General features: G+C 64.8%; 13 protein-coding genes. 5 read left to right on the top strand and 8 right to left on the bottom strand.

Annotated features, from left to right (window positions below):
* The first annotated feature begins 30 nt into the window (after window positions 1-30).
* Both BrevBR_RS16135 and BrevBR_RS16130 read left to right on the top strand, forming a co-directional pair.
* On the top strand, window positions 31-5,295 hold the full coding sequence (locus BrevBR_RS16135; protein ID WP_340001621.1) for a DEAD/DEAH box helicase: 5,265 nt from the start codon (window positions 31-33) through the stop codon (window positions 5,293-5,295).
* Window positions 5,292-7,244, top strand: a complete 1,953-nt coding sequence (locus BrevBR_RS16130) for a hypothetical protein (RefSeq protein ID WP_340001620.1) — start codon at window positions 5,292-5,294, stop codon at window positions 7,242-7,244. The genes BrevBR_RS16135 and BrevBR_RS16130 overlap by 4 nt, the downstream gene beginning before the upstream one ends.
* A gap of 104 nt (window positions 7,245-7,348) precedes the next feature.
* Here the strand turns inward: BrevBR_RS16130 and BrevBR_RS16125 are convergent, their stop codons facing one another.
* The 5 genes from BrevBR_RS16125 to BrevBR_RS16105 all read right to left on the bottom strand — a co-directional run bounded on the left by BrevBR_RS16125 (window position 7,349) and on the right by BrevBR_RS16105 (window position 12,611).
* Entirely contained in the window at window positions 7,349-8,371 is a 1,023-nt protein-coding gene (locus tag BrevBR_RS16125) for a hypothetical protein (protein WP_340001619.1), read from the bottom strand.
* A complete protein-coding gene (locus BrevBR_RS16120) occupies window positions 8,364-10,484 on the bottom strand; it encodes an ORC-CDC6 family AAA ATPase (RefSeq protein ID WP_340001618.1) in 2,121 nt (706 codons plus the stop codon). Before BrevBR_RS16120 ends, BrevBR_RS16125 begins: the two co-directional genes overlap by 8 nt.
* A complete protein-coding gene (locus BrevBR_RS16115) occupies window positions 10,484-11,737 on the bottom strand; it encodes a metallophosphoesterase family protein (RefSeq protein ID WP_340001617.1) in 1,254 nt (417 codons plus the stop codon). Before BrevBR_RS16115 ends, BrevBR_RS16120 begins: the two co-directional genes overlap by 1 nt.
* A 331-nt stretch (window positions 11,738-12,068) precedes the next feature.
* The gene (locus BrevBR_RS16110) at window positions 12,069-12,368 is read right to left on the bottom strand and encodes a hypothetical protein (RefSeq protein WP_340001616.1); all 300 of its coding nucleotides are present in this window, start codon (window positions 12,366-12,368) and stop codon (window positions 12,069-12,071) included.
* Between the two features lie 6 nt (window positions 12,369-12,374).
* Entirely contained in the window at window positions 12,375-12,611 is a 237-nt protein-coding gene (locus BrevBR_RS16105) for a DUF2188 domain-containing protein (protein WP_340001615.1), read from the bottom strand.
* 299 nt (window positions 12,612-12,910) lie between these two features.
* Between BrevBR_RS16105 and BrevBR_RS16100 the strand changes: the two genes are divergently transcribed.
* From BrevBR_RS16100 to BrevBR_RS16090, 3 genes are all read left to right on the top strand, one after another.
* Complete coding sequence (locus BrevBR_RS16100) at window positions 12,911-13,843, top strand: HEPN domain-containing protein (RefSeq protein WP_340001614.1); 933 nt, start codon at window positions 12,911-12,913, stop codon at window positions 13,841-13,843.
* Between the two features lie 730 nt (window positions 13,844-14,573).
* Window positions 14,574-16,310, top strand: coding sequence for a hypothetical protein (locus BrevBR_RS16095; RefSeq protein ID WP_340001613.1), 1,737 nt, complete (start codon window positions 14,574-14,576; stop codon window positions 16,308-16,310).
* A gap of 453 nt (window positions 16,311-16,763) precedes the next feature.
* Window positions 16,764-17,210: an RNA polymerase sigma factor gene (locus tag BrevBR_RS16090; protein WP_340001612.1), complete on the top strand. Its 447-nt coding sequence runs from the start codon at window positions 16,764-16,766 to the stop codon at window positions 17,208-17,210.
* Window positions 17,211-17,434: 224 nt separating this feature from the next.
* Here BrevBR_RS16090 and BrevBR_RS16085 read toward each other — a convergent pair whose 3' ends face one another.
* From BrevBR_RS16085 to BrevBR_RS16075, 3 genes are all read right to left on the bottom strand, one after another.
* On the bottom strand, window positions 17,435-18,757 hold the full coding sequence (locus BrevBR_RS16085; RefSeq protein ID WP_340001611.1) for a tyrosine-type recombinase/integrase: 1,323 nt from the start codon (window positions 18,755-18,757) through the stop codon (window positions 17,435-17,437).
* A 242-nt stretch (window positions 18,758-18,999) separates the two neighbouring features.
* A complete protein-coding gene (feoB, locus tag BrevBR_RS16080; RefSeq protein WP_340001610.1) occupies window positions 19,000-20,871 on the bottom strand; it encodes a ferrous iron transporter B in 1,872 nt (623 codons plus the stop codon).
* Window positions 20,871-21,179, bottom strand: a complete 309-nt coding sequence (locus BrevBR_RS16075; protein WP_340001609.1) for a FeoA family protein — start codon at window positions 21,177-21,179, stop codon at window positions 20,871-20,873. The genes feoB and BrevBR_RS16075 overlap by 1 nt, the downstream gene beginning before the upstream one ends.
* Between the last annotated feature and the right edge of the window lie 66 nt (window positions 21,180-21,245).

The following is a 21,245-nucleotide window of genomic DNA, read 5'->3' as shown; positions in this document are numbered from 1 at the left end:
CGGGATCACCGCCTGCTGGCCGAGCGGGACATGCTGCTGCGCGAGACGGGCGCGACAGTGCAGGACGTCCTCCTTGAGGCGGTTCTGCCCTATCGCTCAACGCTTTCGATCGCCGAGGCGGGGCAGAAGGCGGGTCTGGCTGCGCCCGAAGCCGCAGCACTGGCCCAGATTCTCTTCGGCAAGCCCGAAAATTTCACGCTCCGAAAGCATCAGGCCGAAGCCCTGATCACCTCCCTCGCGCCCGCTTCAGCCGCGAGGCGCAACGCTGTCGTCACCTCCGGCACCGGCTCCGGCAAAACCGAGAGCTTCCTTCTTCCCGTACTGGCGCGGCTCATCCAGGAGCGCGGCGGCGCCGGGCGCGGCTACGCACTCAACCGCTGGTGGGAGGCGAACTGGGACAGCAAGACCGAGTGGACCGGACTGCGCGCTGCGGAGCCGGCGCAACCCGCAGCGGCGGTGCGCACGCTCGTGCTTTACCCGACCAACGCGCTGGTCGAAGACCAGATCTCACGCCTCCGCCAGGCCGCCTTCCGCGCCCACTCGCCAGGCCAGGCGCCGCTGTTCTATTTCGGACGGTATACCGGGGCTACCCCGGGAGGCACGCTCATGCCGGGAGAAGGGCTCGACGCCAAGGGCCGCAAGCGGGTGCGGGACGCCGCCCGCGACCTGCTGGGGATCGCCCGGGAAGCAGACAAGCTCCGCGGGCGTCCGGATGAACTCCGCGCACAGTTCTCGGACCCGCTCTGCGGCGAGATGATGACTCGCTGGGACATGATCGACAGTCCGCCGGACGTCCTGATCACGAACGTGTCCATGCTCAACATCATGCTGATGCGCGAGCTCGAGGAGCCCATCTTCCGCAAGACGCGGGAGTGGCTGGCGGCGTCTCCGGATCACTGCTTTTCCTTCGTGGTCGACGAGCTTCACAGCTACCGGGGCACCCAGGGCACTGAGGTCGCGCTGGTCGTCCGCAACCTCCTGGCGCGCCTCGGTCTGTCGCCGGAGAGCGCTCAGCTGCGTTGCATCGGCACGTCCGCATCGCTCGATGGGGAAGAGGGACTGGCCTACCTCGAACAGTTCTTCGGCGTGAGCCGGAACACCTTCGCAATTTCGCCGGGCGAGACGATCAAGCCCGAGGGGGCGCTGCCGCTGGATCCGGCGGAGGTCCTGGAGTGGGATGCAGCCGGCCGGACCGGCCCGTTCCCCGGCGGATCCCCGCGCCAGGCGCTGGGCGCCGCCTGCCTTCAGGCAGGCGCCGGGCCTGACGGCGGCCACCGCCCGGCGCGGCTTCCGCTGGTGTCAGAGGCCCTCTTCGGCCCGGCCGCCCCGCAGGATGCCCTTGATGTCACCCTCGAAGCTGCGGGCGCCGAGGAGGCGAGCTCGGCTGACCCCAAGCCCGCGTTCAGGGCGCACATGTTCGTGCGCCGGATCCAAGGCATGTGGGCGTGTTCGAACCCGGAGTGCAGCGAAGTCGACGAGGCCTTCCGCGGGGAGAGCCGGGCGATCGGCAAACTCTACAGCGCGCCGGCCGCGAAATGCGGATGTGGCGGGCAGATCCTTGAGCTGCTGTACTGCTACGAATGCGGCGAGGGCTATCTGGGCGGCTTCGTCACGCCCCCACCGGAGGGCACCAGCGCTGGCGACTTCTACCTCGACTCAGGTCCTACCGACCTGACGGTCCAGGACCCCGGCATGGTCTTCGAGCGCTCCTACGGCCAGTACATGTGGTACTGGCCGGGCGGGAGCCGGTCGCTCGAATGGGGCCACAAGGATCCCGGCTCCGGAAAACGGGTGTCCTTCCGGTTCGCCCCGGCTGTTCTGTATCCGCAGTCATCCCTGCTGCGGGCGGCGGCGCCGGGCGACAAGGCGACAGGCACCATGCTCTGTACGGCTTTGCCCACCACGGCCCCCGCCCTGCCGGAACGCTGCCCCCAGTGCGATGCGGACCGGCACCAGTTCGAGCTCCCGGCCTTCTTCTCCGGCAAGGTGCAGACGCCGATCCGCGGTCAGCGGACCGGCACCAACGCCGTCACCCAGCTGATCGCCGATCGCGCCGCGAGCAAGCTCGGGAGCGGCGCCTCCGCGGCGCAGATGATCGCGTTCACCGACAGCCGGGACGACGCCGCCGATGTCGCAGGCGGGCTTGAGCTCAATCATTTCCGGGATCTGATCCGTCAGCTGGTCTTCCAGAAGCTGACCGAAGGCGCAGGCGGCGGCGGCGCCCTCGCCCGCGCCGCAGCCGCCAAGAGCGGAGCCGGCCTTACTCCGGCGGAGGATGGAGCCTTCAAAGCTGTCATGGCGAAGGACCCGGGCCTGTGGTCGGCCTACCTGCTCCAGGCCCATAACGCCGCGACCGGCGATCAGCTGGCGGCTATCGCAGCCTATGAGGCGTCGCTGGAGGGCGGCGGCGTCTCGTGGCCCGCACTTATTTCATGGATGGAACAGACCCTGGTGGCGCTTGGCGTCAACCCTGCCGGCCCCGACGCGTCAAAACAGCGGCGAGACGGCACCGACTGGTGGTCCTTCTACCCGCCGCCCCCGGGCGCGGACTGGCCGCAGGCTGACGGCGCAGCCCAAGACGAGGGCCGCAGCTACCTCCGCCGCCAGCTCGCGCGCAATGTGGCGGCGGCACTCTTCGATCGCGCCGGCCGCGATCTGGAGTCGCTGGGAGCCGCGACAGCAGGCCCCGCTGGAGCGTACGGGGCGGCGCTGGGACTCCCTGACGCCCAAGCCTCGGGCATTCTGGACAACGCGATCCGGATTCTCGGCCAAGCCAAATTCTACGAGGACAGTGGAAAGAACGGAAACGGCGAGGCCCCTCCCGCCCTGAAGCGCTATTTCGAGAAGGCGGCCGCCGCGCTCGGCCTGGAAGCTGGCGAGCTGCGCGAAGCCGTGTTCGACGCCCTCAAAAACACCGGGGTCGTGGGTGACGACTGGTTCATCAGAACCGGCAGCACGGCAAAGCTCAACCTGGTTCTGCAACCGGGCAAGGCGGAGCATTTCCGCGTCTGCAGCAGCTGCGCGCGCGGGCACCTTAATCTGCCGGTCCAGGTCTGCACCTCGCCCTACTGCCAATCCGGCTCCTTCGCGGAGGCCGAGCCCGCCGACGATGACTACTACCGCTGGCTCTCCCGCGAGCCTGCTCACCGGCTTCACGTCGAGGAACTGACAGGGCAGACCAAGCCGCTCAGCGAGCAGCGCCGGCGGCAGCGTCACTTCAAGAAGGCGTTCCTCGACAAGGAGAGCGCGCTCGCCCAAGGCATCGACGTGCTGAGTGTGACGACCACGATGGAGGTCGGCGTCGACATCGGTTCGCTGAGCATCGTCATGATGGCCAACATGCCGCCGCAGCGGTTCAACTACCAGCAGCGGGTCGGGCGCGCCGGACGGGCCGGGCAGGCCTTCTCATATGCCCTGACGCTGTGCCGCGGCGGCTCGCACGATGACTTCTATTTCAACAATCCCGAACGGATCACCGGCGATACGCCGCCGCAGCCGTATCTCGACCTGCGGCGCCGGGAGATCATCCAGCGTGTCGTCAACTCCGAAGTCCTGCGGCGCGCCTTCCTCGCCCTGCCCGACACGATTCGTCCGTCCGGCCGCGGCGACAGCACGCACGGAGCGTTCGGACCGGCGGCGGACTGGAATGGCGTGTTCCGGGAGCCGGTGTCCGCATGGCTGGCTGCCTCTCCGGAGGTCGATGAGGTTGCGGAACGCCTCTGCGTCTTCGCTCCCCTTCCGGAGGACGCGCCAGCCGCGATAGCCGGGTGGTGCCGGACAGGGCTGGCCGATGCGATTACGGCGGCCGTTGGGTCCGGCGTCTTCATCCAGAGCGCGCTCAGCGAACGCCTAGCTGCGGCCGGGCTGATGCCGATGTTCGGCTTCCCGACCACGGTCCGGGCGCTTTATGGGCGCCCCGACGGCCAGACCAAGGTCAGCGATCTGGCGATCAGTGACCGACCCCTCGACTATGCGATCTGGGCCTTTTCGCCGGGGGCGGAGACGCCGAAGGACAAGAAGATCTTCACCTCCTACGGCTTCGCGCACTGGCAGGAAATCGGCGGACGTCTCGTCGCCGACCCGGACCCGATGGGCCCGCCGGTGCTGTTCAGCCGGTGCATTGACGAGACGTGCGGGGCCATACGGTCGGGAGAGGCCGGGACCTGCGCCGTCTGCGAGTCCCAGTCCCTGACCTTCAAGCTGTTCCAGCCGAAAGGCTTCCGCACGACCTACAAGGAACGGGACTACGACGACATGCGGGCCCGGGGGCCGAACCTGCCTCCCCCCGTGCTGGCTTTTGAGCCGGACCCGGCCGGTGCCCGTGCGGAAGGCGGCGCGGTCATCAACCTGACCGGGGGCGAGCCGATCGCCCTCATCAACGACAACAACCGTCAGCTGTTCAGCCTGTTTAGGGATCGCGACACACTCGTCGTTCCTGATCCGCTGCTCTTCCCCAATGGTCTGCCATGGAAGAACCAGGACACCCAGACGCCGGAAGACACGGGCGCCATCGGAGCGATCTTCAAGACCGACGTGCTGACGATCGACATGACGGCTCTGCCCGGCGTCGGCCACAACGGCGCCCTCGACGTCCGGAACCAGCATTCGGCCGAAGCCGCACTGGCCTCCTTCAGCGAGTTCCTGAAGACCGCGGCCGCCGTCGAGCTTGATGTGGATCCCGGCGAGTTCCGCACCGGGCGCCAGGCGCTGGGGCTTACCCAGTGCGTCACGGAACGCCTGTTCATGGCCGACACTCTCGAGAACGGCGCGGGGTACGTCCGTCAGCTGTTCGAGGGCGACGGCGTGCTGCGCCGCGCCGTCGCAAAACACTACGGCACCCTGCAGGCGCAGTGGAGCGAGCCGCGGCATGCATCGCGGTGCGACCGGTCCTGTCCCGACTGCCTCCGGAACTATTCGAACCGCAGACAGCATAAGCTTCTCGACTGGCGCCTCGCACTGGACATGGCTGAACTCTTCCTCGGCCTGCCGCTGGACCATGGCCGCTGGCTGGCGCGAGCGCCGGAGCTGGCGGAACAGTTCGCCCGTCAGTGCGAGACGTCCGGCGTCAGCGTCTCGGTGTCGAAAGCAGCAGGCCTCACGGCGGTCACGAGCGCGGGCCAGGCCCTCGTTCTCGGCCACCCGCTGTGGCATGTCCGCGATGGTCTGGCGACGGACGAGCAAGCCAATGCCAAGCACGCGCTCGGGGACGGCGTGAATTGCCGGTTCACCGACATCCGGGATCTGGCCAACCGGCCCAACGAATACATCTTGAGCCTGATGGTGGCTGCCGGATGATCGTGATCACGGGCTCGCAGGAGTCACCCGAGTATGAGGCGGCTCAAGCGGTCGCGTCGGCGCTCGCCACACTCTGGCCGGGCCTCGCCGCCGCCACGGGCGAAGAGGAGCTCGTCAGCATTGCGGCAGGCGTCAAGATTGGCGGCTACCGGGTGTCAGACATCGACATCGTGATCGCCGCCCGGCTCCGGCCCGGCCGGGCCTTTGCGCCGCGCCGTGTGATCAGGACCCATGACGGCCAGCGGGTCACTGGAGCGGTGAAGGTCCAGAGCTTCATCGCCGTTATCGAGGTGAAGGATCACGATCCTGCGCGATGCCAGATCACGGGCGACAGTATCCAGGTCCGCTACAACACCGACGGTCCCGGGAAATGGAGCAGCGCCACCGATCAGAACATCAACCAGCTTCATTCCCTCAAGGCCTACTTCAGCGACCAGCAGACCGATGTGTTCGTGAACCGGGCGGTCATGATGCGGGGCTTTGACCAGCCGCCCTGCTCCGGTTCGCTGGGCGGGACTTTCGACGGGGCAGGCGTGATGACCGCGCTTTGCGAAATGTCGCCCGTGCTCAAGGCCGGGAAGGATGCGGTCCTGAGGGCCGCGCCTGCCGAAGCGATGGACAGGGTGCTCGCCGCACCGATCTTCCGGCAGATGGCCGCGACGTCGCTCGACCGGCGGCGGATGGATCGCATCGTGACGCGCAATCCGGACATCGACGTCTACCTCGCACAGCTTGGCAGCCGGATGCTGCGGTTCCGCGGGCGCGGAGGCACCGGAAAGACTGTGATGCTTCTCCAGCTTGCGTGGCGCGCCTTCGACCAGCGGGCGGCGCGCTCACTGGTCCTGACCTACAATCATGCTCTGACTTCGGACATCCGGCGCCTGCTCGCGCTCATGAACGTCCCGTCCGATCCCGCCGAAGGCGGTATCGGAGTGAGGACCGTCATGTCGTTCGTGACGGGCTGGCTGGGACAGCTCGGACTGGCGGACGGCTCCGGCGAATGGCTGGGAGACGCTTATGAGCGCCAGTGCGCTGCGGCGCTGGAGATGATCCGCGCGGGGGCGCTCACCCCGGCGGACATCGAGGCCGTGAAGCTGTCGGAGCCCGACCGTTTCGCTTTCGACTACATCATCGCGGACGAGGCCCAGGATTGGCCCGCGCCCGAACTGGAGTTGATCAAGGCTCTCTATTCCCCGGAACGGCTTTGTCTCGCTGACGGCGTGGACCAGCTTGTGCGGGGCGGCTCGGCTGACTGGGAACGCGGCGTGCCTGAAGCCAGCCGCGTCACCATCCCGCTGAAGAGATGTCTGCGGATGAAGGCCAACTTGGCCGTATTCGCCAACACCCTGGCCGACCGGGCCGGCGTGAACTGGAAAGTGGAGCCGAACCGCGAAGCCGGCGGCGGGCGGGTGATCATCACCACCGGTCCCCTGTCGGCCCGCAAGAATCTCATCGGGACAGTCTTGGCCGACGCGGCCAGCGCAGGCAATGCTCCCGTCGATTGCCTGGCCGTTGTGCCCCCCGGCGATGTCACCCGGACCGCGGACGACCGCGAGAGCCGGTCGGCTCTGCTGCTGCGCGACTGGGGCTACGAGGTCTGGGACGGGTCAAGCGAAGTGGCGCGGCGCGATTTCCCGAGGAGTGCCGACTCCTTGAGGGTTGTTCAATATGCCTCGTGCCGTGGCCTCGAGGGCTGGACAGTGTGTCTAGAAGGGCTGGACCAGTTCTGGCTCGCCAGCCAGAACGGGACTGGCGGCCCCGCCGGATCCGGGTCTCGCAACCCCCAACCTGGAGAAGCTGCGGCCGCAGCGTGGCGGCAGGTCCTCATTCCGCTGTCGAGGGCCATTGATACGCTGGTGATCCACTTGGCGGATCCGGAAAGCGAGGCTTCGGCGACTATTCTCGGCGCCGCCCGCCAGCATCCGGACTTTGTCGAGATCACTTTCTAAGCTGGCCAGCGCACCGGGATATCCGGCTGTAACTCGAGGCGGCCGTTAGGAGCGTCGGCTCTGGGTGCCGGCCAGTTATCTCGCAGTCGCATCTGAAAGCTTCATCAGCGTGGCTCGAATCGATCCTCCACCGCGTAGACGAAGGTTCGACCCGTCGCGACTACATCGCCCGACAGATACTGAGAGGGCAGGCGGCACACGATCTCTAGATTGGGCGCGGCTAGAGCGGCCAGTCCAAGTCCCAAAGCATGGGGCTTTGACCCGATTGCCAAACCGGTCACGGCCATGTCCGGCCGGTCGTTGCAGAACGACCGGCACAAGCGCGCCACGCCGAGTACATCCTCAAGCGCTGCATCGACCGACGTGGTGATGGGAAGGGTTTCCAGTTCCCGCAGCAGCCGGCGTTCCGCCTCTATCGCCACTGGGTCGATGCGCGACTCCTCGTCCTTCACAGAAACCAGTGAGATCTGTAGGGGCTCATAACGTTCGATGAAGGGCACGGATGCGCTGATCTCGGCTCCTAGGGAAACGATTAGGCCGCGCGCGTCCGGAATGAAGTTGTCGGCCTCGAGATAGGGTACCTGCACCGAGGACCAGTCACCGTCGCTGCGGCTCCAAGTCATAGGGCCATGAACCTCCTCGGTCATCGGGGCGCGATATCGACCTTCTGAATAGACGAAGTCGATCGCCCGAACGAACTCGTTCCGCAGTGCCATGCCCAGCACGAACAGCATGTATTTCTTCGGCAGGCAGGTCATATCGAGCAATACGTCGAGCGGCCCGCCCTTGGCTTGGCTGCGGCTCCGGAAATAATCCTCCATCAGCTGGAAGTTCCGCTCGTATTTGAGAGACCCAGCCAGCTCAATCTTGGCGAGCGAGCCGTTCCGTGCCGACTTGAGCCGATCAAAACAAGCTGCTTTGGCTTGGGTTTTGTCAGCATCTCCGGATGCAAACGACCAGACCTCCCAAGCGCCCTGGACTTCCGCCACTTGCTCAAAGGCGGCGCTGGCCCGGGCCTCCCAGCTGCAGACAGCGATACACAGATCGTAGGTATCGCGGAGGGAGCTCGAGGCTAGCTGGCCTTGTCGGACCCTCAGCGGACCGAACGAAGCGCGGTCGTCAGTCATCCTCGACTCCATCGAACGGAAGCGACAGCTGAAACTCTTGGACTGGCGAAACCTCGGCCAGCTCGGTTGCCCACTGACGCGGAGCGATCCGGGAGCCCGGCATGCACAGAGCCGCCAAGTCGATCGCGTCGATGCCGATCGCCTCATAGGCACCCCGATAGGAGAACATAAAATGCGGCGCCAAGCGTCTATGTAGCCTGAAAGCGATGGTGCGAGCGGCGCTTGAGGCGTGTGCTGGCAGATCAAGGTCCTCCTCGTCCCGCTGACGCACCGGCACTTGCCGGAGGTAGCCAGCCAGCTCCGCTTGTCGGATGGTTTCGCGCAAATACTCTAAGGCCTTGCTCGCCACCCCGTCCTGGCGACCCCCGCGCATCACGAACACACCGCGTTCGGACCTGCCGAGCACGCTGGCGTCATTGGGATTGCTCTGGAGGATGGAGGTATAGATGCCCAGCCCCTCCACAAGCCGCGTTACGGCGTTAGGCTCGATGTCGATCCGGTTGGCGATCCCCTCGAAATAGGCCTCGCTGGCCCGGTAGATCCCATCAGTTTGGTTTGCCGCGGAGATCCGCGATCCAGACGCGATGAAGCGGGCAAGCTGGCGCGGATCGGCTGGATCGCCGCCCCGCACCTGAGCTGCATAGATCTCGCCCATGATCTCCAGGAAGTCGCGGATCGATCCATCGGCGAGGGTGACAATGATGCTGCGGCCGGCGAGCGGAAGCTTGCGGAAGCCGAGAGTGGCGCTGAGATGGAGCAAGGCCCCTACCTGTTTGCGACGTATCCAAGCTTGGGTGCGTTTGAACCGCAGACCCTGGACGTGGATTTCCAGCTGCTCCAGCGCCTCAGGCGCGAGCCGGGCGATAAAATTATCATGCCGTCCTCGCCAGTGCAGGAGGATCCAAGCCTGGTACCAAGGCAACCATTCCGGCACGCCCGGAGGGGCCAGCTCGATCAGCTTGGGCGCGAACCGCTCCATGGCCTCTCGGACTCGCCGGGCGGCGATCCGCAAGATTTCGGCCTCAGGGCTTGTTGAACGATTGACGATGACGCGGATGGTCTCGTTGACATCCTGTTGGCCGAGACGAATGTCCATGGGGAAGACGCGCTCGACGTCCCGTCCCTTTTCGCCCCGTGCGTCGGCCGGTAAAGCGTAGAGCAGGCGCAGCCCCACGACCGCTTGGCAGAGCTGGCGGAAGTCCTTTGGCTCCCTGTCGTCAAGGGACACGACCCGTCTATCGGCGTCCGTTAGCTGCTGCTGGGGGATGTAGGTGCTCCGGCTCTCTAGAAAGGAGCCAACTGAGCTGACCACCCAAGAAATCGGAAACCGCGCCTTGCGGACCAAGGAGTTGACGGAACGCTGCTGCGCCGGGCTCAGCACCTCGCAATCGTCAAGACAGAATTTAAACCCCGGCGGCTTTTCGCCGAATCGGACAGTGCGAAGACGGGCGCACTTCGAGAGGCGGCTTGTGACGAAGCTCAGGAGTTCGTTTGGCTCACGGGCTGGCAGGGCTTCTATAAATAGCTTCAGCGCGCCCCGGCCGCTGGCCTCGTTCATTCTCCGGACCACCTCGCGGAATAGCCGCGCCGTTGCCACGAAGGTCTTCGGCACCACCTCGGCGAACGCCGCTAGTTTGGGGAATTCCTCGAAGAGCTCAGCGACTAGGGCCAGTTCCTGTCCGGCGGCGAGGGCGACCTGACCGGAGAGCCGCAACTCGTGACAGGCTGTCAGCGCACGCTCAAGGCAGGACAGCTCAACCGCGAGCGAGAAAAAGCGGTAGAACTCCAGCTCTGGCTCCGGTGCCTCCGGGAACAGCGCCGCCCAGTCGACTAGCCCCATGGAGGAGGAGATGTGGTCGGGGAAGCGGAGATAGACGCCGATGTGCTGGAAGTCCCCGATGACGTGCTGCATCTGGAGCGATTCGTTGTGCGCCAAATCATCCCAGCAGATACTCTTGAGCAGCGTCGTCTTGCCGCTGCCGCGGCTGCCGCGCACGAAGGTCGACTTCTCTTGGGCGAGGTTTTCTGCGGTTGGCGTGAACCAAATAAGTGGGCGGCCCTCGCTGTGATGCTCCCAGCGCGTGGGACGGAACGGGTTGATCTGGCTGGCCATCAGACGACTGCCTTCACGATCCATGCGTCGATCGCCAGGTCGCGGTTTTCGACGTGGAAACGGCCGTCAGCGGCCAAGAGTTCGACCATTTCGGCCAAGGTATCATCGTCGGGAGCAGTCGACAGGGTCTCGGCGAAGGCTTTCAGCTCGCCCCAATAGACCTCGCCGGCTCCCAGCACATGAGCGTAAACCTTGGCCATGTTGCGGTCGGTGGACCGCCGACGCTCGCCCATCAGAGGGATGGACTGGCTGGCACCGCGCCGGATCGAACCGGCCTCGTAGCGGAAGGGAATGACCTCGCACGTCAGGGGGAGACCGCTCCTCATGAAAGAGACCTCCACAATGTTGAACCCGGCCGAAGCTTCGGGAGCCGAGATTACGACCAGTGGGGGGTCGCGGCCGATATGTACGATCTCGACAGGATCCTCATGAATATGGCCGTGCAGGTACAGGCAGGGCCGGCCGCTGCTCACCAAGGCACCACGCAGCGACCCGGAGTTGACCAGCTCCGTATAGGGGGCGAGGCGCGGCGTCCGCTGCGGCAAAAGATTGTGGTGGGCAACAAGAACCGAGAGGGAGGTCGCCGGGGAGTCGCTCACTGCTGAGGCCACCGTAGTGATGGTCGCCGCATCGAATGCGGGCGTATCCAGCTGCCTGTCGTAATAAACCGACGCCGCTTGGGGATCGGCGACGATGACGCCATCGATCGCCGCCTTGATAGCATCGCGGAACTCAACTGGGATATTCTCAGGCTCCCCACACCCCCAGCAGCTGTTGAGCAGATGCACGGTGGCCGATGCCCGAGGCTCGCCTATGGCGAAGGATAGAGGCACGGCCGTGGGGAAATGGGTAGCACCCGCTGCCGCCATGGCAGCCTCGAGAGGCTTAAACTTGGCATCCAGACCGGCCGTTGTAGCAAGGGTGCGATCGATATCGTGGTTTCCCGGAACGAAGCCAACCGGCAGGTCGGCGAACCGCTCGCCCGTCCCCAGTTCGAGAGCAGTCATCAGCCAGTTGGCGCAGGTCCTGAACCCTGCCAGATCTCCCTGATCTGTCAGGTCCCCCATGAAGATCAGGGCGTCGATCCGGCCCGCAGACAGCTCTGAGTGGATCCGCTGGATGACCGCCTTGATAGGAAGAGACGACAAAGTGCCCTTCAGATTGGCAGGAAACTTCACGTCCTTGTCGTCGATCGCCCGGTTGGCCTTCGTGGCAGTGGGATAGTGGACATCCCCAACCTGCAGAATGCGCAAACGTGGAAGCATGGACTCGCCGCCGATTGAGAACGGAGGCGACTGGCCACCCGAAGTTGAAGCTTCACTCTAACGACCCGCTTCGCGGGTTAGAAGGGTATAACCGCGACCCCGCATCCGGAAAGACGCGCTCGGCGGAAGTCACGACGCTTCGCTAGCCTCCGACCAGCTCAGACCAAAACGCAGCCCGGCGGTGAGCCCGCGGGCGGCTGGCAGGGCGCATCGCCTAGCTGCGCCTTTCAGTGCTGGCGAAGCCGCTCGAATGTCCGCTTGAGACGGGTCCGCCAATGTCCGGTCATGGCGCCGAGGAGCCAGCCTGCGCCGTCACCGCTCATCGAGCTGCAAGCAGGGCGTTCAGTCGATCAGGCATCGCCGTGCCGCCAAACTGGGAGTCCTTGGCCGACAGGTTGAGCACGACCAGCGCGTCGCGCCGCATGTCGAGGTCGGAACCGGTGACAAGCGCGTTCCAAAGCGAGTCGGCGGAGGCGTTCGCCTCAAGGACGTAGAATGATGTCGTTTCGTCGAACGGCGGGCCGGCAGAAAAGCGACGGACCGCGGCGTCGACCGACTGCCATCTCCGCGCGTAATCAGGACCCTGATCAAGACGGAAACTGATCGCGAAGACTGCCATCGTCCGCTAGCCCTTCGACCCCTTGGGATCCTTCGATCGCGGGTAGGTACGCTCTTCTTGGATCGTATTATCGACTTTCCGGATCCTCACGGAGCCGCCTGACGGGCCCACCGCGTCCCGCAGCCCCTTCACGGCTTCGTCCTTGTTCTCGAACACGCGCTTTGCGCGGTCTGAGCCTTCCTTCTCAAGCCGCCACTTCTCAGTCTGTGAGTCGCGGTGGAGGGTGTATTTGTCGATCGGCACGTTCAGCTCCTGCGCAAAGTGATCTTGGTTTGTTCCTCCCAGATGGGGTGCAATGGCGCAGCTTCAAGGGCGTTCTCCGAACAACGATCACCGGACAGACTGCCGGTCGAAACGAGCCCAACCTAAGCCCCCCAAGGTCGTTCTGCTTTGATTGTGGCGTCTACCTGGTACCGCTTTCCGGCACCCTGTGAATGTCCGCTCCTGGCGCCGAGCGGCCTTGCAGCGCGACATCTGCGTATATTTACGACAGCTCCACTGTTCGCGGATGCGACGTGCGGTTTTTCGGCTAGACTCACCAAATGCGGTCAGCCCTCGACCATCTGCCAGAGCGCCAGCAGCGCGAACTCGCTCGCGTTCGCGACACGCTGCTCGCCGGCTTCGAAGCAGCCAAAAACGGTGGAGGCGGAGGCACTCAGCCTTGGCGCCGTGGCGGCATGGTCCTCAAGGTCGTGCTTTTCGGCTCATACGCCCGGACGGACTGGGTCGATGAACCGGAAAACGGCTACCAGTCAGACTTCGACATCCTCGTGATCGTCAGCGACGAGAAGCTGACTAACATTGCCGATTACTGGTGGAACTCGGAAGACCTGATCCTCCGAGACCCCGCAGTCGGCCGCACCGTCAATCTGATCGTCCATCACCTCGAGGAGGTGAACGGCGCGCTTCGCCGCGGTGAGTACTTCTGGACTGACATCGTCCGAGACGGGATCGCGCTTTACGAAGTGCCGGGACATCCATTCGCCTTGCCGCAGCCGATGACATCAGCGAATGCTGCCGAGGCTGCCGAACGCTTCGCTACTTCGCGCCTGGTTGATATCGGCGCTTGGCTTGAGGATGCGGGACGCTGGTCTGAACGAGTGGCCGAAGGCCAGCACGCCCGCAAGCGTACCGCCTTCCATCTCCACCAGGCCGTTGAGACGGCCTACGCCTGCTTCCTCCTCGTCCACACCTTCTATTTCCCGCGATCCCACAACATCAAATTCCTCCGCTCCCTCGCGGAAGATACCGACACTCGGCTCGTCGAAGCATGGCCACGCGAGCAGCGCGCGGACCGCCGCCGGTTCGAGCTGCTGAAGCGGGCCTATGTCGAGGCCCGCTATAGCGACCAGTATGACGCATCCGCCGAAGACCTGGAGTGGCTGATTTCCGGTACCCGCCGCCTTCGCGATCTCGTCGCCGAGCTGTGCGAAGCGCGCATTAGCGAGCTCAGAGCGAAACCCCACACCGCCTGAACCCCGCGAAGAGCCGCTAGTGAGCGGTTACAGGGCCAGTAAATCCATGTCGCCGCTCAAGAGATGCGGGGTCGGCTTCGCGCCGTGAGCTGGACGCGGGGACGATGCGCCTAGCACCTGCTGACGGGTAACCTGCTCGCCGTCTCGCAAGAGATCAGCGTCGCTCGGAGGAGTGCTAACTGCTCTCGCAAGCCATGCGCAAATCGCCCTCAAAGGGCGCAAGTCATCACAAGTCGCGAGGCCGGTCGCCATCGGCCGCTAGTGCGTGGAAACAAAAGGACAAAACCGAAGCGACCGCAAACCTCCTTTTATCTTGCCCTCCCCACCCTTTTTGCCGGCGTTGTGCTCGCGATCGCCTTTTTAGCCCAGCCGAAACCGTACGCTTCGACGCCAAGCTTGCAGGCTCCCCACCCCTCCCCGCGCCCATATCCACAGCCGTCGCACGGTGGGGACAAGGGTCCCCCTGTATTCCGAACGTCTCTCCCCGGTCGCCGATATGTCGGTGGCGATTGATGGAGAGCGTATGTTTTCTTCCCCGAACCGTTCAGTCGGCCCCTCCATCGCCGACAAGTCCGGAACCGTGCGAAGACGTCCCGGCCGGCCGCCGAAGCCGGTCGTCGAGCATCCACCCGCCCTTTGGGACCAGATGAGCTCTCCTCATAGGTTTGGGGACGCTCTCGATGCGGAGATGAAGCGACACGGTGATAGCGCGTGGAGCCTCCACCGCGCGTTGATCGCAGCAGGCGGGACCGCGGACGTAACGACCATCCGGGCCTGGCGACGAGGCGTCAAGGAACCGTGCACACCCGCCAGTTTGCAACTCGTCGATCGTATCGAGCATCGCTATCGCCTGCCCGCAGCCTATTTGCACGCTTGCCTCGGCCGCAGTCGCGCCCTTTCCGGTCATCAGCCGGCGGGCGCCGATCCGGCAGAGCGGCGGCGGTTGGCGTGGCATCTCCCGGACGACTTCGGCACACGAAGTCAGAGTGAGCAGGATGAGATCCTCGCCTGGGTGCGGAGCCGCATCCTCTCGGGCGGCACGGCTTTTCACCGTTACCATGCCGAGGCCTCCAAGCATCGCTTCGCCATCCGGTTCGAAGGACTGGTGGAGGGCGTCCCCCTCCGATCTGGCCAACAGCTGGCCGCCCGACCGGAGTTCACGCCGCCGCCTCACCTAGCGCAGGAGATGGAAAGTCTACTTCGCTTCAAGACGCGTACCCTCACCGAGCCAGGCTTCGAACGGTCCGGCGTCTGGAACGCCGAGACGGCATCGCAAAAGGTCGAGCATCTGGGATTGATGTTCGGCGCGCTCGCTATGCCACCTGACACGGTGACCCAAGGATTTGGCGTACCGCGCGTAAGGCTGACCTTCGCCCTGCTGGTCTCGCCGGCGGTCTGGGACTGGTACATTCAGTGGCGGGAAGCGCGCCGCGGATTTTACACCCAATGGGAATCCGAGATGCTGCTCTTGGCGGCCGCCCTGGCGCGAAGCGGCACCGGCTGGCTAAGGCAGAACCCGGCGCTCGGCCTGAGTCTTCAGGCGGTCGACGGGTTGATCTCGGAACAGGACGTTCGCGTGATCCAGGATGACTGGGACGGCGCTTGCGAACGGCTCACCCGTCACGCCCTCTCGCGCGCCCGAGAAATCCAACGGGTCGCCCGGGTACACCGCGATCCGTTCGAACCGCTTCTCCCGGTCCTGGAAGCGGCCAGCCCGGTCGCCGAGTATCGCAAAATCACCGACGAGATCCTGCGGAGGATGCCGGACCAGCGACGCCATCCGCGCGCAGCGGCCGAAAGCGTCAGGAGCTTCCTGATGCTTCGCCTCGGCCTGCATCTCGGCCTGCGACAGAAGAACCTCCGTCAACTCCTGGTGCGTTTTCGGGGTGAGCCCCCCACCAGTGAACGCGACCTTGAACGGCTGAAGGCGGGTGAACTGCGGTGGCATGAGCGCGACGGCGGCTGGGAGGTTTTCATCCCCTGCGCCGCGTTCAAGAACGCCAACTCAGCGTATTTTTCCAAACGCCCGTTCCGACTCTTGCTGCCAGACTTGGGCGATCTGTACCGGTGGATCGACAACTACATTGATCGCTGCAGGCCTATCCTTCTGGCCGGCGCTCCAGACCCCGGCGTCTTTTTCATCAAGACCGTCAAAACGAGCAGCCGGGACGCGGCTTACAACCAGCAAACCTTCTATGAGTCCTGGCGGCTGACCATCCAGCGATATGGCATATTCAACCCGTGGACCGGACGCGGAGCCATCCCGGGCCTGCTCCCGCACGGACCGCACAGCGTCCGTGATGTCCTGGCCACCCACATCCTTAAGCAAACCGGAAGCTACGAGCAGGCGAGCTACGCGATCCAGGACACGCCGGCCACTGTGGCGGCGCACTACGGCCGCTTCCTCCCCCAGGACAAGGCGGCGCTCGCGGCGCAAATCCTTAATCAGGTCTGGCGGACAGTGTGAGGAACCGATCAACTTTGACCGGAGCCGGGTATGCGCTAGCGTCGCGTCGCCCGGGTGGCCGCCGCTATGTCCAGGCTTACGCTAAAGGCGGCGGCGCGTGGCTCAACCACGTTCTCAACGCCCGGCGCACCGCGCCTGGAGGTGATGCCGGCACACCGAGCGACCTTCACGCCACACTTGTCAGGGTTGCACGGGTGATTCATTGTATCGCTGCGTCGCGCTGCGGCGTCGAGGCGTGAGAACCTCGGTTGAGCCAAGACACTTCTACGGCGGGGCGTTCGCACATCACCAATGTGCATCCGCCTGCGCCCGAGCATTCGCGCTTCGCTCGACCCGATCTCGACGCCCGGACCAGATCCGGGTGGCCTTGTAATCGGAGGTGAAGCCTTGGCGTCTGGCCGGCGAATTAGGAACCCATCTTCGGCGGTCCTTGGCGGGACCGACCTCGAGACCATGTTCGCCGCCCATGAATCCTGGCTGCTCGGATCTTTGCGTCGCAGCTACGGTGCCGAAGTGGCGGAGGACCTTCTCCAGGACACCTACCTCCGTCTCCTGCGCCAGCGGGTTCCGCCCGAAATCAGGAAACCGAAGGCCTTCTTTCTTCAGGTCGCCCGAAATCTGTTTCTGGACGGCTATCGCAAGAACCTCCGGCGCGCCGAGGTCGACAGTTTCAGCCTCGTGAGCCAAGCGGGTGCGGAAAGGTCCAGCCAGGTCGAAGTCCTCGTTCTGAAGCAGATCGTCCTGGGTATGCCGCAGAAGCTCCGCGACGTTTTTGTGCTTAGTCGTTTCGGCGGCATGACCAATGAAGCAATCGCAGAACGTCTCGGCATCCGGCCAAAGACTGTAGAGGGGCGCATGACCCAGGCCCTCGCGTACTGCGCAGCTCAGCTTCGGGATTGAGCGGCAGTCGCTTCAGAAGAAGGGAATGGTTGACGCGGGCTCGAAGAGGCCCCGACACTTTCCGGGTGCCGAGAAATGACGCCGACTGGTGATGGGAACCGTCACCGGAGCATCGAGACCCGGTGTTCAACTAGCACTTTATCGGTGGGCAAGTGTCGTCCGCTTCGCGTCTGGTCGGAGCGAAAGTCACGTGACGACGACAGGGACTGCACCGTTGAGACCCTTCACGCCAAGGAACCCGCCGGTTCGTGTGCTTGCTCACTGTCGCGAACAATTCGGCTGAGAAGATCCGCCCAGGTTTCCAGCGCGCGGCGCTTCTCGCCGATATAGGTGTTGGAGTCGTAGTGTATCGATGACACCAGCGCTCCGCCGCCCGCATCGATATGGCCGAGCACCTTGGAGCGAATAAACGGCGACACGCCGCAACGCTCGCTGGTCATATTGGTGCTCATGGTGCGGCGTAGATCGTGCACGGTCGGCCCCTTGATCCCAAGGCCCACTTTCAGGCGGGTGATCGCATGGGTCACGCTGGCGGGCATGATGGCCTTGTCTGCAATCCTGTCGGTGGCGAAGACGTAGGCGGACGGTTCCGCCCGGCCCGCGTCGCTAAGCATGATGGCCCGCTCGATCAAAGGTATTGCCGCGTTCGGTAACGGGACCATGTGAGGGCGGCTTCCCTTCATGCGTCGCCCCTCGATCAACCAGGTCTTGGCCCTTAGGTCGAGTTCGCTTCGCTCCATTCCGATCACTTCACCTCGTCTTTGCCCAAGGAGGGCCAGCAGCTTGATTGCAATCCTCACTTGTTCGCTGACATGGATGGCCTTGCCTTCCTCGTCGAGAAGGTTTGCCGGATCATCCAAGGCCGCCCAGAGGCTCGCGAGTTCTTTGTCAGTCCAGATCCTTGACCGCGGGCGGGTATCAGCGAATGGCGCAAAACCCGTTGCAGGGTTCACAAGTACAAGATCGTCGCTGATCGCAAAGTTATAGATCTGGCGGATGATGGCTTGGGTCAGGTTGGTTTGGGCGCCGATCCCTTTGGCTGTCATCTTCCGAAGGAGGCTCTTCACATCGGGCCGCATGATGGTCGCGAACGGACGCTTCCCAAGCCCCGGACTGACGTGCAGCCGCACACGGTCCCGTTCGCCCCGGATGACATGCGGCCGTTTGCGCTTGCCCTTCGGCTTCCATTCTCCCGACTCGCAGGCGGCGAAATAGGCGTCGGCGAGCTCATCAAATGTCTTGGGCGCATCCTGAACGTTTCGGGCAGCGCGGCGCGCTGTGGCGGGATCTCCGCCGAGCGCCACCTCTCGTTCGAGTTTGGCTACCTGCTCTCGCGCTTCCTTCAATCCGATCGCAGGCATTTTGCCGATCGTAAAGCGGGGCTGCCGGCCGTCCGGCGTTCGATATCGAAAGATCCAGGTACGAACGCCCCGGCCCGTAATGCGAAGACAGAGGCCCGCGGTTCGCAGGTCCCAGAGCTCAAGGCGATTGCCGTCTGCTGGCTTCGCTGACGTGATCGCCTTGTCGGTCAGAACCACCTTCGGCATAGTCCATTTTCACCTCATCTGGGGGCACGCCGGGGGCACAAAGTGGTCGCCGGGGCACACCGGGGGCACAAATCATCGACACAGCCTGACACGAGAACGACAGGCGTGAAACCTCAGAATGCCTACCACCACTGGGTTTCCCGGGTTTGACGACCTCTCCTGAACAACGCTGAAAATGCTCGTTGAAAGTTTTTGTAAACTGGATGTCGCGGGTTCGATTCCTGCAGCCGGCACCATCCTCGTCAGCCGCCGCCCATGGCGACGGTGATCCGGTAGACGACGAAGGCCGCAAGATAGGCCAGGCCGAACATGTAGACGACCATCACCCACATCCATTTCCACGAGTTCAGCTCGCGCTTGACCACGCCCAGCGTCGCCACGCACTGCGGCGCGAAGACGTACCAGGCCAGGAAGGCCAGGCCCGTGGCCAGCGACCACTGCGCGGCCAGGGTCGCGCCCAGCAGGCTGGTGGCGCTCTCGGGATCGGCGACGGCGTAGACCGTGCCCAGGGCCGCCACGGCGACCTCGCGGGCGGCCATGCCGGGCACCAGGGCGATAACCATCTGCCAGTTGAACCCGATGGGCGCGAACAGCGGCTCCAGCGTATGGCCGATCATGCCGGCGAAGCTGTAGTCGATGGCCGGCCCCGTGGCGCCCTCGGGCGGATAGGGGAAGGTCGCGAGCGCCCAGACGATGATCATCAAGGGCAGGATGATCCGCCCTGCCCGCTCGAGGAAAATCCGGGCCCGAAGCCACAGATTGAACAGGACGCTCTTCATGTCGGGCGTCTTGTAGGCCGGCAGCTCCATCATGAAGGGCTCGACCGCGCCCCTCCAGAAAATCTTGCGAATGACGAAGGAAACGGCCAGGGCGCTGACAATGCCGGCGGCGTAGAGGCCGAACATCACCAGCCCCTGCAGGCTGGCGAAGCCCCAGACCTGCTGGTTGGGGATGAAGGCGGCGATGATGAGGGTGTAGACCGGAATCCGCGCCGAACAGGTCATCAGCGGCGCCACCATGATGGTGGTCAGCCGGTCACGTTTGCTGTCGATCACCCGCGCCGCCATGACCCCGGGAATGGCGCAGGCGAAACTGCTGAGCAGGGGGATGAAGGCGCGACCGTGCAGCCCCGCCCCGCCCATGATCCGGTCCATCAGGAAGGCCGCGCGGGCCATGTAGCCGAAGTCTTCCAGCAGGATGATGAACAGGAACAGGATCAGGATCTGCGGCAGGAAGACCAGCACGCTGCCGACGCCCGAGATCAGGCCGTCGACGATCAGGCTCTGCCAGATCCCGTCTGGCATGACGGTCGCGACCGCCACGCCCAGCGCCGCCAGCAGCCCCTCGATGCCGTCCATCAGGGGGGTGGCCCAGGTGAAGACGGCCTGGAACATCACGAACAGCAGGCCCAGCAGGATCACCAGCCCGCCGACCGGATGCAGCAGGACGGAATCGATCCTGCCCGTCAGTGTGTCGGGCCGCTCGGGCGGGCGAACGCAGGCCTTCATGATCCGCTCGGCCTCGCGCGCGGCGCTGCGCAGCGCGGCGGCGTCGGGGGCGGTCCAGGCGTTGGCGGCGGTCTGAGGCGCGGCGTCGACGACGCCGGCGACGGTGGAAATCAGATCGTCGATGCCGCGCTTGCGGGTGGCGGTTGTCGGAACGACCGGTACGCCCAGTTCAGCCGACAGCCGCTCCAGATCGATGCGCAGGCCCTGACGCTGGGCAATGTCGTACATGTTGAGCGCCAGCACCATCGGCCGGCCGACGGCCTTCAGCTCCAGCACCAGACGCAGGACCAGACGCAGGTTGGTGGCGTCGGCGACGCAGATGATCACGTCGGGCGGGGTCTCGCCCGCCAGCCTGCCGAGGACGGCGTCGCGGGTGACCTCCTCGTCGGGGCTGCGGGCGCGCAGGGAATAGGTGCCGGGCAGGTCGAGCACCGACAGGGTGCGGCCGTCGGCCGCGCGGATCAGGCCCTCCTTACGCTCGACCGTGACGCCGGCGTAGTTGGCGACCTTCTGGTGGGCGCCGGTCAGGGCGTTGAACAGGGCCGTCTTGCCGCTGTTGGGATTTCCGACGAGCGCAACGCGCGCGCTCCGCACCGCCATATCCATCAGGCGGTCGCCTCTTCCGGCAGGAAGCCGGCTTCCATGACGGCGACGGCTTCGAAACGGACGGTCAGGCTGGCGGCCTCGTGCCGGCGCAGGGCGACGCGCATGTCGTCCACCTTCATCGCGATGGGATCCCGGCCGAACAGGCCCTCGTGCAGCACCTCGACACACGCGCCCTCGACGAAGCCGAGCTCCAGCAGACGGCGTTCCAGCTCCATCGCGTGCTCGTCGTGATGGCAGTGATCGCCGACCTGGACGATGACGCCGCGGTCGCCCTGACGGGCCTGGCTCAACTTGAGGGTATCGGACATCACGCTCGCAGGGGTCGTCGCGGTCTCCCGCGCTTGTTGACAGTGATTATCAGGTGCGAACAGCCG

Origin of the sequence: Brevundimonas sp. BR2-1 (assembly GCF_037626195.1) — a bacterium.
GTDB lineage: Bacteria > Pseudomonadota > Alphaproteobacteria > Caulobacterales > Caulobacteraceae > Brevundimonas.
Note: the sequence above shows the minus strand (reverse complement) of the source record. Positions and strands in the feature narration are given on the sequence as shown.